The sequence below is a fragment of the Paenibacillus sp. P32E genome, assembly GCF_001909085.1.
In the GTDB taxonomy this organism is placed as follows: domain Bacteria; phylum Bacillota; class Bacilli; order Paenibacillales; family Paenibacillaceae; genus Paenibacillus_AQ; species Paenibacillus_AQ helianthi.
In genome coordinates this window covers 345,794-358,954 of sequence record NZ_LVYY01000024.1, presented here as the reverse complement: position 1 = coordinate 358,954, position 13,161 = coordinate 345,794, and the positions used below count along the sequence as shown (strand labels likewise).

Genomic DNA, 13,161 nt, shown 5'->3' with positions numbered 1-13,161 from the left:
ATTAGCTACCGTTTCCGGTAGTTATCCCAGTCTAGAGGGTAGGTTGCCTACGTGTTACTCACCCGTCCGCCGCTAAGCTTATCCCGAAGGATAAGCTCCGCTCGACTTGCATGTATTAGGCACGCCGCCAGCGTTCGTCCTGAGCCAGGATCAAACTCTCCAAATTGGTATTTAGAAAGAGCGATTGCTCATTTTGAAACATCTGACGAGAATAAAATATTCTCTATTTTTGGATCTCACTTGCGTGAAATCCCACTCACTCGTTGTTCAGTTTTCAAAGATCAAGCTCGTCGTCGGCGGCGATTAACTCGTCACCAGCAACTCTTATAATATATCACGTTCGACCGAGTAATGCAAGCTCTTTTTTGAATCACCTATTTAGTCATTCGCATTTACTTAGCAGTGCTCCAACAACGCTTATTTATAATACCCTATTGTCATATGAAAAAGCAACCCTTTTAATAAAGAAAGATAACCCACTTAATCTTTAAGTGGGTTATCTTCAAATCGAGCTTATATAAAAGTCACTTCTACTCGTATTAGTAGAACTTTGCTGCCGCATATTTGCTTGCTACTTTGATCAATCCTGTAGCTTGGTTGCTCTTGCCCAGCCCCGCATCAACTGTAGTATCAATAGTTACCCACTCGCCGTTAATCAAAACTTCATTCCAAGCGTGGTAGGAAGTCACATAGCTTGTGTTCCCCATTACCAGCTTAGCAGGTATACCTTGACTGCGAAGCATGGTTGCGAACAATGAGGCATAATCGTAGCAAATGCCTTTTTTGGTGATGAGTGTATTATCATTGTTCGGAATATAGTCGGTCGTAACCGTAGAGGCCAGAGTATAGTCATATTTCACATTGGACACGATGAAGTTATAGATTGCTTTTACCTTTTGTTCGTCGGTGGTTAGGCCCTGTGTCAACTGGGCGGCTTTGAGAACTGATTTATCGGAAGAACTCCACTTCACATTCTGTACAGAGCTCAAATATACGGCATTAGCATTATCCAAGCTAAGATCTATCGTATCGGAAGAAACAACTTTGTATTTATTGCCGGTAGTGTTCTCCAAAACTGAAACCTTATAAGAGCCATTACCTTGCTGTAATGGGAATGTTTCAGTTGGCTTGGAAGCGTAGAGATTGTAAGTATAGCTGTTGTTGTCCTTGGTGATCATCAGCTTAATGCGTTTGTCCTTAGGTACGTCATAAGACACTGCGATTACACCTTGATCCAGTTGCGATGTATTTAACCAGCCTGTATCTGTGCTTGCAGCTTCTGCCGAGCCTAATTGAACGGAAGTGGCGACTACGAACAGTGTTAATAGCATAAAATATATCTTTTTCATGGATAAAACCCCTTTCGGTAGCTGGCTGCCATCCATAGAGGGAAGGCCCTTTAGCTTTGCGTCCCTACCTTTCGATAGGTTTGCCGTTATCGTATAAGCTTTATCTGTTCTCACTTCTAAAAGTGATCTGCTAGATTCATATTAAGACTAAACAAAAAAAGCCTCTTCATTCGGTAGCTGGCTGCCATCCATAGAGGGAAGGCCCTTTAGCTTTGCGTCCCTACCTTTCGATAGGTTTGCCGTTATCGTGCTTAGCTTTTATAGTTATATACTACCATATTCATCTCTATATACAAGATCTAAATCACTAGATTCCCACTATTTACTGATAAAATTTTTACAATACGGAATTTTCAAATCACGGTTTGTCGAATTTAGGACATCTTAGCGTGGATAATCAGGCGATGGGTTGGGTTAACCAATGGATCACAAGTAATTAGTGTGAGTATTTTGTCATCACCCCGGCCATTCAAGACGGAAACATCCGTAGGTTCAACAATCGAGATATCGTATACTACATAGCGGTAATCATGCCCACTCGTCTGTACGGATATGGTATCGCCGATCGCAACTTCATTCAATCTGTTAAAAAGCCGGCCGGCCGTTCTTGATCTGTGTGCTGCAATCGCAGCATTGCCAACCTGTCCTATTGCAGCGGTCTCTTGCATATGAGCGGCAGCATGTTTCATATTGGCTTTGGTGGCGCCCTCCAGGATAGGGAGCTTCAGATTGATTTTATCGATCTGGATGATGCCTGTGATCTTCCCACCCAACCGAATTTCAGGGGATGGCGGTTCCGTCGCCTCCGCCTGATCCCCTGAAGACTCGTCTGCAAGAAGCTGCGTGACTCTGGCGTACTGCTTACTCAGGTCGGACTCCGGAGACGTTGAAGGCGCACTTTCACTATAAGCCTGTTCAGCTTCTTCCAGCAGCTTCTGCTGCTGCCAATCGTTGTACCACTCGTTAGCTTTGGGGTACAGCATAATCAGAATCCCAGCAAGAATAATAAGATAAGAGAACTTGCGCATGAACATCACCTCCGTAAGTTAGTTTGTGCAGCCCCTGGCAGAAAGGACTGTCCCCTCATTTGAAGGAGCCTTTTCAAAATACCCACTTCCGGCTTCCGAAAAAATTGATAATCACGGTTACACCGGTAACCAGCACTTTGGCAATCAGCACCTGAAGACCGAAGCGGTCTGTCAGCAAATGCATAAGCAGCACCGAAATGCCCAGCACAACGAGATTAAGTACAATAAACCTAACCAGCTGCATCCGGTCAAATCCGTCCTGATTCCCGCGGTTGTGGTCCTTAAAGGTCACTTTTTTATTCCATATGAAACTGTTGGCTGTACCGGTACTGTATGAAATAATCTGTGCCGGTGTATTCATCATTCCAAGCGAATGCAGCAGGGTAAATACGGCAAAATCAATCAATGTATTCAGCAGGCCTACTGCATTGAATTTCAAAAACTGGACAAAACCTGCATTCAGTTTTTTATTTAACATAATCGCTTTCCTTCCGCATGTCCGCGCGCTCTACATCCCTATCAACGTCACCATAGCCCTTAGTCTCGCGCACGATATACAGCGGTCTATCCTTGGACTCATCATAAATCCGCCCGATATATTCACCAATTACACCAAGCAGCATGAGCACAATACCGTTAAACAGCAGGTTGACGCCCACGATAGAAGCCCAGCCCGGAACGGTCCAAGAAGTGAAAACCTTTTGGAATAAAACAAAGAATAAATAAAGGAAGCTGGAGAAGGAAAGAAAAAAGCCAACATAGGAGGCGATTTTCAGCGGCTTATGGGAAAAGGAGGTGATGCCGTCGAGCGCAAACCGGATCATTTTCTTCAGGGGGTATTTGGTTTCGCCGGCAAAACGCTCTTCACGGATGTATTCCACCATGGTCTGCCGGAAGCCCACCCAGCTTACCAACCCGCGCACATAACGGTTCTTCTCCTTCAGACCACGCAGCACATCGCATACTTTACGGTCAATCAAACGGAAATCCCCTGTATCTGTAGGAATATCCACACTCGTCATGCTGCTCAGCAAACGATAGAAGATCTTCGCAGTTGCTTTTTTGAAAAAAGTCTCTCCGTGGCGTTTGAGCCGCTTGGCATAAACAACATCATAGCCCTCTTTCCACTTCGCGATCATCTGCAAAATGACCTCCGGCGGGTCCTGGAGATCCGCATCAATAACAACGACCGCCTCGCCTTCAGCATAATCCATCCCCGCCGTGATCGCTACCTGGTGGCCGAAGTTGCGTGAGAAATCGATCAGCTTGACATGCTCATCTTGACGGCTGACCCCGCGCATAATCTCGGCTGTACGGTCCCGGCTTCCGTCGTTGACGAAGACCAGCTCGTAGGAATCGCCGCAACCGTCCATAACCTTTTTGAGACGCTCATACGTATGCTGAATGACTTCCTCCTCATTGAACATGGGGACAATTACACTGTATCTGGCTTTCACCTTTGTTCCTCCTCAGAATTTTATGAAGCATTACTTCAGATCCTTTTATAAGTAAAACAGGTTTTGTAAGCACACGCTTAGTTGTATCAGCATATGCTTCCAGATCGGCTCCATACAACACCGCCATAGAAGCATATGCCTAGTTATTTACTACATAAATCAAAAGATATACAGTTGCCTCACAAGCATTGCGAGTCCACTAGAATACCCAAGAAGGGAACCAGCGCAGCATAACGTCCACATAGTCTTTACTGACCTGCATACCTGACAGTACGGGATAAAACAATACAAAGAGCAGTGCGGCTCCGGCCACATAGGCATAACGCATGTAGCGGGCTTCGGGATATTTGCTGTCGAGCAGCTTCATGATATATACAATGGCAAGAATCATGAATGGCACCATCGCAAAATAGTGGTAAAGGAATGTCTCACGCGGCACCAGCATCCACGGTACATACTGCGAGAAGAACCCGATCCAGATCATGTACAGGTTCTTGTCCCTGCGCTTCACTGTAAACCAGACCGCAGCCAGCATAGCAAAGACTCCGGTCCACCAGATCAGCGGATTCCCCATCGTGACAATACTGCTGACCTGGCCTTCGGGCAGGCCTTCTCCCCCACTGAAGAACCATACCGGCCGTTTCATAAACGGCCACTCCCACCAGGAAGAAGCGAACGGATGAGTGGCAACAAGCTGGCTGTGGTAATCATACATATTCTTCTGAGCTTGGATCAGGCCTTTGAAGGTATAGCCATCCGCTGAGACGGACAGTACAGGGATAAAGGACAGGCTATAGATGATGCCAGGAATAATTACAAAGAACAACAGACAGCTAAGCAGGGTAATGATAGTATTCTTCCAGAATGATCCGGCAGCAGTGTGGCAAGCGGCTTTCAGCTCCTGATCCCCCACTATGCCTTCAGACAGCAAACGTCCCGCCGCCTTGTATTCTCTATAGCGTTCAAATAAGCCAAGCGCCAGCATAATAGCAAGCCCGGCTCCTCCATAGATTACGATCCATTTGGAGGCAACGCCGATTCCGAAGAACAGACCCGACCAGAATAGGGGGACCAGCGTCCGGCGCAGTGGTACACGATAGAAATTCATTGTGAAATACCTCTGCATGAAATAGAACATCAGCATAATGAAGAATACGCCGTAGACATCGATCGTTGAGATGCGCGTCTGGGTGAAGTGCATGAAATCGAGTGCGAACAGTCCGGCGGCAAGTGCGGCGTAGAGACTCTTTTTGAAGAGCCTCAGGGCCATTATATAGATCAGCGGCAGCATTGCGATCCCAAAGAGGGTACCGATGATCCGCCAGCCAAACGGATTGACGCCGAACAGCTCCATGCCGACCGAGATCAGCAGCTTGCCAAGCGGCGGGTGGGTATTCTCATACGGAACAATACCATGGGCATACTCATAGGCCGTACGGGCATGATAGATTTCATCAAAGTAGGTGCTGTTCATGAACCCGGAGTTTTCCGGAATAATCGACTGTTCGTCAAACAGGTTGGACGGCTGGCCTCTCTTGGCAGCAGCGCCATCAGGTGTAATGCTTGCTACCGGAAGCGGTATTTTGCCTCCTCCTTGTTCATAAAAGGCCATCTCGTTCAAAGTGAAGCCTGGCGATGTGACGGTCAGTTTCACATATCTTGCCGCTACGTTCAAAGGCTGGCTTTTCCAAATAAATACATTACCGACATCTTCGTTGACGTCCAGTGGGCTGTTCCAGACATCCGGCGACTCGCTGAACTCCAGCTTGAATTTGCCGGTTCCGACACCGCCGAATATATTCACACGTTCCAACTGCCTGCTCTGGCCAAGATCTACATAAAAACTCTGGCCGCTGGCTGCCGGTTCCCACAGGGTTTCCGGGGCTTTGGTAGAGCCCAGATGAAACAAGGCCAATGCCGCATATACGGCGGTAATGCCGAGCATCCAGATCCAGTCTTTGCGCTGCAGCTTAAACCTGCCGGCCCTAACGCTCTTCACCAGCGGACGGATTCCCTCAGCGAGTTCCATATCGGCATCATACTTCTCTGATGGAGTGGCCGGTGACGCGAGCTCTTTGATGTTTTTACGGACATATACGGAATAGCCTACATACAGCATATATAACGCCAAAGCGATATTGGCAATTGCAGTCACCAGCACAATCCCGTCTGAGGGCGGGTTATTGCCGGCGTTCAGATGAGCCAATGTATACCCTACATTAAGATACTGTGTCAAAGTAAAGCCGAGGAACAGCGTCAAGAACCGCCGGTCACGGCTCTCAATATAGGTGAATAAACAAAGGATCAAAGCCGGGTACATGTAACGTTCATGCATTTTGGTACCGAACACGAACACGACTATGATCAGAACCATACCAATGAAGAAGGACTTCGACAGGTCTTTGCGGTCTTTTATGAAAGAGTAATACGCTGCAAGGGCAACGGCCGCCAGAATGAAAATAAACCCCCAGGCACGGTAGGTAATCCCAAGCCACATGGAATCAATCGAAGCCCACATCGGGTCGGTCAGCGCATATAGATTAAAGGCATTCACCGTGGAATAAGGATAGGAGGATAAGGTTCCCTTATAAAGGTCAATAAGTCCTCCGAGTCCGCCATTATTCCAGAAGAATGGAGCGGCCAGAACGGCAAAGATGCCAAGACCGTAAAGGGCGCCGACCGCCAGCTGCTTCCACGCACGGTGATGATAGAAAGCAAGCAGCAGAACAGGCGTGAATATTAGGGCCTGTGGTTTAATCAGCGTGGCCAGAGCAAAAAAGATAGCCGAACGCACAAATCCTTGTTCCGAGGCAGCCAGAATACTGAGCAGCAGGAACACTAAAAAGAACGAGTCCGCTTGCCCCCAAGCAGCAGAATCCATCAGTACAGCCGGATTGAACAGGAACAGCAACATCAGGCCGATAGCCACACCAGAGCCAAGCTTCTTGAGGCCTGCGCGGTAGATCAGCCAGCCCAGTACCAAGTCGGAGATGATTGCCGGCAGCTTAAAGAGCAGATTCTCTCCTCCGGAGCCATGTGCAAATCCGAACAGCCCGCGAATGAGGCTAAGCACATACAATATGTACAAATATCCAGGAGGATAATCAGCAAAATACCCCTTTTCATAAAACTTTCCTGGCCCCAGGTCCACAAGACGCTGCCCCCAGGCGATGAAGGTATTCATGTCATTTTGATATCCTTGTGCGGTCAATCCGATCCAGACCCGCAGGATCAATGCTGCGCCGAAGACAACATAGAGCCATCTGGTATAGATAGCATCCGGCTGCTTCAGAAGCCGGTCACTGCGGAATGCCCTATTATAGAAGAAAGCGAAAAAGACGCTAAATACCGCCGATAGTAAAAGAAGCTTGGCAGGCGATACTTTGTGCGGTGTCTCAGCAGCTTTGCTGCTTCCGTTCTGGGCTGCCGCCGCTCCGCTGTCAAGCGAGATGACACTGGCCCCTCCAGGAGCGGCATCTACCTGCTCTACTGACAGATCATCAAAGTAAGCCTTACCTTGAATCAGACTGGCATAGCCGCCGAGGGCCGCACCGATGCCCAGCTCTTTTTGCCCAGGGCCCGTTTGGCCGTAGAATTCAAGATACTGCCAATCTCCAGCCGTATCCTTGGTAGCGGGGTAACCGCCTCCGATGCCTACCGGAAAAATGTTCGCACCAAGGCCCTCGCCTGCGGTGCTGACGATTTTGACATAACCGGAGATCTTATAGTAGCTGTTAGCCGAAACAGCAATCGTCTGCACCCATTTGAGGTGATTGGGCTCCAGATTCTCAATAACTGCTGCCTTGCTTCCGGAATGGACATCCTCAGACTGCACTGAGAGCAGCCCGGAGTTGTCCCCCGCGATCCACATATCCTTGGTCCAGCCCGAAGGAGCACCCTCTTCTCCATCCTCGAAGCCCGGATTCTGCAATAAATTGCCCGCTGCATGAATGCTTGTTACAGGGAGAATGAACAATAACAGCATTAAAAGCATCATTGCGGCCGCGCGTGTACTCTTGATCATCGTTCCAACCTCACCTCGTCAATGTTAATCCAGCCGTTCCCGCCGGTTATGTAGATCTCCGCCTGCTCGCCTTGCTTAAGGGAAGCATCCGGAAGTACAACAGAGTGATATTCATCCCCTGCAGTCAGTTCAGTTTCCGCACGTACAGCGCCATCTACCCGAATACCGATCCTTCCTCCGGAACCTCCGGCGCTTACCATGGCGGCTAACTTGTAGATACCTGTCTTTGCGGCAAAGGTCTGCAGGATGCTTTTGTCAGAACCTATATTCAGGTAAGCATGGCTTGCACCCGAGTAAGGATTATTGTGCGCAACACCTGTCCCCGCTGAAAAGTCCCAGCTTGCGGCCCCCTCTTCAAATCCTCCATTAGGAACCTCTGCTTGCACTCCTTCTACATCAGCAGCATTCATACCTTCCGTATGGTTATAAATAAGCACACTGTAATTCGTGAACCGCGTAATCGTGTAGCCTCCATTCACAGCAGGCACAGGCTCATTATTCCTGTAGACATATGCCTTCTGCCCCGGCTGCATGTCTGGCGCGCCAAATTTGTACCGGCCAAACGAAGCGACCCTCTGAAAGGCATCTCCGGGATTGATGTATTTGACGGAATCCAGAAAGTCATGCGGATTGATCTTTTCATAAAAGAGCACATAGATATAGGGCATGTTGACCTTATCCGTGACATAGACACTGCCGCTGGTTGCTTCTGAAGCATATTGGATAGCCTCCCCCAATGAGTCATAAAAGGCTGGACCGATGTTCTTGGGGAACTCACGAAAATAAGTATTTGTAAAAAAGCCGAACATTACAGCAAATGCTAAAATTGCTACTATACCGGCAGGCTTAAGTTTCTGATATAGCCAGAATACAGCTGCAGCAACCAGCATAATCAACGGGTAGAAAATAATATTAATCCGGTTGATATTCACATCTGTGATCAGGGCCATCAGTACGGCAATGCCCAGCCAGAGCAGCACGACGATATGCACAAGCCCTTCGCGTCCGCGACGGAAGAACTCATAGACCAGGACGATAAGCCCAAGCAGAGCAAAGGGCAGCGCAATCGGATAAGCATAACCGTATGGAGATATGGAATTCCAGGGCAGCCCGTCACTTCCGCTGCGCATAAGCTGGAGAAATGAACTGAAGTTACCGGATGCCGTCTGCAGGAGCTGTCCGCTGAATACAGAGGAAATCTGCTCCACCCGGGGCATCGTTAATTTGGGAATCGTGAAGAGCTTCATTCCAATCTCTTGAAGCCCATAATGATTAATTACTATAAATAATAGTATAGGCACAGCAAGGAGCACAAATAGAATACTGTTCCAGCCTAACATCCGGAATTTCATGGCTCTACTATACAATAGAAGAAATGCCGCACAGATAGCAAATACCGGCACAAAAAAGTAGGCTGTACCGTATGCATACAGCGAGATAGCCAGGATAACGGTGAAGCTGTAAGTCCATTTAGGATTCTGAAATGATCTCAGCAGGCAATAGACGGCAATCAGGATCAAGGTAGGGAACAAGTTCGATTCAAGCGCCCATCTGGACATCATAATATGCCAGGGGTTGATGGCGATAAAGAACATGGCGATAATGCCTGCAGCTCTGGATGGAAACAGTCTCTTCATACATAAATAGAAAAAAATCATGCCTAAAAGGCCCATCACCAAACTAAGCGCCCTTACCGACAGCGGTGTCAATCCAAAGAGCCCAATGAAAGGCATGGATAAATAAGCATACAATGCATTCTGCCCGCTGCCCCAGGCGATGAGGTGAACGGGAAGATGGACACCATTGCGGTCAATCCCATAATGAAGGATCGCGTAAGCATCATAACCAATGGACGCCTCATCCTGGTTAAGTCCTGAGGGAATGGAGCCGAGATAAACCGTTCTGACAATGGCACCCAGTATAAACAGTACAAGCGGCCACGGATTGTCTTTGCAGGACCGATATACCTTTTGGAAAAAACCGGACAATAGGATCACCTCTTCAACAATATAATCGAAATGCCGGCTCAAGAAAAGACCGCAGCAGAGGTTGTACCGAAGTTACTCTCCAATATTAGAAAACGGCCCCTTCTTCAATAGAAGGGACCGCAAAAACATAAATCTGCATATGCCGGATTATATATACTTAACTTAGCCCTGGCTGCCGATCATAAGGTAACGCAGTACGATCAGAACAGCGAGCACCCACATCATCCAGTGGATGTCGTATTTCTTTTTGCCGGCCAGGTTGGCTACACAGGCCAGAATAACGTACGTAACAATTCCGAAGGAGATCCCGTTCGCGATATTGTAAGTGAAAGGCATAATTACGAAGGTCAGGAAGGCTGGAATCGCCAGCACCATATCCTGAAAATCGATTTCGCGGATGGATTGAGCCATCAGCACACCAACAATAATCAGTGCAGCCGCAGTAGCGGGGCCAGGGATAAGCGCCACAACTGGAGCCAGGAACAGTGCAAGCAGGAAGCAGATACCTGTTGTAACGGCAGTCAGACCTGTACGTCCGCCTTCAGCAACCCCGGCAGCACTTTCAACGTAAGCGGTAGTGGTGGAAGTACCCAGCACCGCACCGCCGGCAACAGCGACTGCATCAACGAACATCGCTTTTCCGACACGTTTCTTGCCTTCTTCAGGGTCCTTCATAATTCCTGCACGCTGAGCCGTCCCGACAAGCGTACCAAAGGTATCAAACAATTCTACGAAAGTAAAGGTGGCAATCGCGGATACGATACCTGTGTGCATAATGCCTTCCCAGTCAAATTGCCAGAAGTTGAGCTGCGAGAAATCAGGAACCCAGTGATTGTCAGTGCTCGACAGGCTGCTGAAATCAACAACGCCCATGAGAATAGCGGCTACTGTTGTTCCCAGAATCCCGAACAGGATTGCACCGCGCACATTCAACACCATCAGGATGGAAATCAATAAGAGGCCGATGATAACCAGTTGAACATTGGAGTTCTCCAGGCTGCCCATATGAATAACCGTCTCAAAGGAAAGCACATCAGTGAACTTATTCGCGGCGATGTCTTTGCCGGCTTCAACGCCGATTGTCATGAGTCCGCTGTTCTTCAGGCCGATAATGGTAATAAATAAGCCGATACCAACAGTAATAGCATGCTTCAAACTGTCAGGAATGGCGGTAAGTAGAATTTGCCGGATCTGAGTGACCGTAAGCAGGATGAAGATAATACCGGAAATAAATACGGCGGTCAGACCCATTTGCCAGGAAAAAGGATGATCAGTGGTCTGTGAGGATAAAACTACGGATGCAAAATATGCATTAAGGCCCATACCAGGTGCCAAAGCTACCGGAAAATTAATAAACAGCCCCATCGCAATGGTGAAGATCCCCGCTGCCAGAGCGGTTGCCAGAAATACTGGATACCATCCCATGTCAATGCGACCAAAGGCGGTAAGTGTACCCGGATTAACCGACAAAATATACGCCATTGCCATAAAAGTGGTCAGACCGGCCATAATCTCTGTGCGTACTGTGGTGCCGTTTTCTTTCAACCTGAAAAAGCGGTTCAAATTGTTCTCCCCCTAAGGTGTATGTTGTCTGAAAGCAACAGAAAAGCCGGCATCTTGGAAGACACCGGCCCGAAAAAAGAACAGCTTCGCGCCTGTCAAGCCAAAACGACTGTGCCATCCATACAAAGGACGGTACCGTTTCAGCGAGAAATATCGGACTCAAATCCGAAGGATCGTGAAGGCTTTGCTCTTCTTAATCGTAGCCAGGTCATTACGGTGACCTCGTAGAGACTTCCGGGCCGATTCCCAGAATTATACGAATATTTATGCTGCTCTAACGCTTTATTATTTTAGGTGTACATGACATCACTTGTCAATGGTAAATACGAACATTATGGGCAAGGTTTTAAATATTGTTCGTAATTCAGACATTTGTCGCGGCACACTTACTTGTAGCTGTAATTAAGCAGCTTGAGCAGCTCTACGGTGTAATTTCTAATCCCTTCGTCTAGCTTGTCCTTGTCAAGGAGAGGGTATCCCTTCGTTTAGCAGAAGTAGCAGGGGGTGTCGCAAAATGAAATGGTTGCTCGGGACACCTCCTAGTCTTGGAGTAAGAAGTTTATTATCGCTTGGGTGGACGCTCTGCTGTTTAAGCGGAAATTGCCTCATTCATCCTAATAAATAAAAAAAGAAATCGCCCATTTTGGTAAAATGGTTGTACCACCAACCATCCCAAAAGGAGCGATTTCTTTCATTACACCATGGGCCAACCTTGCTTGCCAATGGACTTTCTTTAAGAAAAAGATATGGCTATTTTACCAACAGCATGGTGGGTCTCGCTTAATGCGTGGGCATCATACAGTCCCTTTTGCGAAAAAGGAAACGTTGCACCGACCACTGACCTTACCTTCCCCTGCTCCAAAAGGCCGGCAATTTCCTGAAGCTGCTGGCCATTGGGCTCCAGCCATATATTTTTTGCGGTTACGTCAAACTCCCTCACCAGCTCTTCATCAAAATTGCTGACGATCGATATAATCCGCCCGGTATGTTTTTTCAACACTTGGAAGCTGTCCTTCTGTATGTCCCCGCCCATCGTGTCGAACACAAGGTCCACGTCGGATAAAACCTCTACAAACCGGGTCGTACGGTAATCAATAATCTGATCAGCTCCGAGTGAAGCAAGCAGTTCGTGATTACGCTCACTTGCTGTCGTAATCACGTAGGCTCCGGCTTGTTTGGCAAACTGGATCGCGAACATACCCACGCCACCTGCACCAGCATGAATTAATACCTTTTCTCCAGCAGTCAGTCCACCATGGGTAAAAAGCGCCTGCCAAGCCGTCAGGCCTGCGAGCGGAACCGATGCGGCTTCTTCCCATGAGATGTTGCCAGGCTTGCGTGCCAGCAGGTGATCATCCACCAAAGTGTATTCAGCATATGTGCCAAAGCGGGTCGTTTCCGGGCGTGCAAACACTTCATCCCCCACTTTCCAATCCGTTACCCCGCTGCCGATTTCTGAAATCGTCCCGGCAACATCCCACCCTAAAATAATCGGAAACTCCCAATCCATCATTTGTTTCAAGTAACCTTCCCGCAGCTTCCAGTCAATCGGATTGATCGAGGTGGCGGCCACTTTGACTACGACTTGATGCGCTTGCGGAGCAGGGCTCGGCACTTCTCTTTCCTGAAGTTCTTCCTTGCCCCCATAACGATCGATGACGATGGCTCTCATTGCTTCTCCTCCTTAAATACACGCTTCAACAGTATTATCCATCTCATTACACAAAAAATGCAAATGACCAAACAATTTCC

At 48.1% G+C, this 13,161-nt stretch carries 8 protein-coding genes, 1 rRNA gene and 3 riboswitches; all 9 genes read right to left on the bottom strand.

Annotated features, from left to right (window positions below):
* Positions 1-166, bottom strand: a 16S ribosomal RNA gene (locus A3848_RS21405); the annotation flags it as partial.
* Positions 167-539: 373 nt separating this feature from the next.
* Complete coding sequence (locus tag A3848_RS21400; protein ID WP_074086865.1) at positions 540-1,349, bottom strand: transglutaminase-like domain-containing protein; 810 nt, start codon at positions 1,347-1,349, stop codon at positions 540-542.
* 13 nt (positions 1,350-1,362) lie between these two features.
* A riboswitch (cyclic di-GMP riboswitch) is annotated at positions 1,363-1,444 on the bottom strand.
* 74 nt (positions 1,445-1,518) lie between these two features.
* A riboswitch (cyclic di-GMP riboswitch) is annotated at positions 1,519-1,600 on the bottom strand.
* A 123-nt stretch (positions 1,601-1,723) separates the two neighbouring features.
* The gene (locus A3848_RS21395) at positions 1,724-2,377 is read right to left on the bottom strand and encodes a class D sortase (protein ID WP_083607064.1); all 654 of its coding nucleotides are present in this window, start codon (positions 2,375-2,377) and stop codon (positions 1,724-1,726) included.
* 73 nt (positions 2,378-2,450) lie between these two features.
* On the bottom strand, positions 2,451-2,855 hold the full coding sequence (locus tag A3848_RS21390) for a GtrA family protein (protein WP_074086863.1): 405 nt from the start codon (positions 2,853-2,855) through the stop codon (positions 2,451-2,453).
* Positions 2,845-3,834 carry a glycosyltransferase family 2 protein gene (locus A3848_RS21385; RefSeq protein ID WP_074086862.1) on the bottom strand — a complete coding sequence of 330 codons (990 nt, stop codon included), beginning with the start codon at positions 3,832-3,834 and terminating at the stop codon, positions 2,845-2,847. The genes A3848_RS21390 and A3848_RS21385 overlap by 11 nt, the downstream gene beginning before the upstream one ends.
* Positions 3,835-4,033: 199 nt before the next feature.
* A complete protein-coding gene (locus A3848_RS21380; protein WP_074086861.1) occupies positions 4,034-7,858 on the bottom strand; it encodes a phospholipid carrier-dependent glycosyltransferase in 3,825 nt (1,274 codons plus the stop codon).
* Positions 7,855-9,888 carry a phospholipid carrier-dependent glycosyltransferase gene (locus A3848_RS21375; RefSeq protein WP_074086860.1) on the bottom strand — a complete coding sequence of 678 codons (2,034 nt, stop codon included), beginning with the start codon at positions 9,886-9,888 and terminating at the stop codon, positions 7,855-7,857. Before A3848_RS21375 ends, A3848_RS21380 begins: the two co-directional genes overlap by 4 nt.
* 120 nt (positions 9,889-10,008) lie before the next feature.
* A complete protein-coding gene (locus A3848_RS21370; protein WP_074086859.1) occupies positions 10,009-11,409 on the bottom strand; it encodes an NCS2 family permease in 1,401 nt (466 codons plus the stop codon).
* A 180-nt stretch (positions 11,410-11,589) separates the two neighbouring features.
* Positions 11,590-11,689: riboswitch (purine riboswitch) on the bottom strand.
* 453 nt (positions 11,690-12,142) lie between these two features.
* Positions 12,143-13,081, bottom strand: a complete 939-nt coding sequence (locus A3848_RS21365) for an NADP-dependent oxidoreductase (protein WP_074086858.1) — start codon at positions 13,079-13,081, stop codon at positions 12,143-12,145.
* Positions 13,082-13,161: the final 80 nt, after the last annotated feature.

What these genes read in the sequence shown, in the direction of transcription:
- A3848_RS21400 (WP_074086865.1), bottom strand. Translation starts at nt 1,349, where the DNA reads ATGAAAAAGATATATTTTATGCTATTAACACTGTTCGTAGTCGCCACT.
- A3848_RS21395 (WP_083607064.1), bottom strand. Translation starts at nt 2,377, where the DNA reads ATGCGCAAGTTCTCTTATCTTATTATTCTTGCTGGGATTCTGATTATG.
- A3848_RS21390 (WP_074086863.1), bottom strand. Translation starts at nt 2,855, where the DNA reads ATGTTAAATAAAAAACTGAATGCAGGTTTTGTCCAGTTTTTGAAATTC.
- A3848_RS21380 (WP_074086861.1), bottom strand. Translation starts at nt 7,858, where the DNA reads ATGATCAAGAGTACACGCGCGGCCGCAATGATGCTTTTAATGCTGTTA.
- A3848_RS21365 (WP_074086858.1), bottom strand. Translation starts at nt 13,081, where the DNA reads ATGAGAGCCATCGTCATCGATCGTTATGGGGGCAAGGAAGAACTTCAG.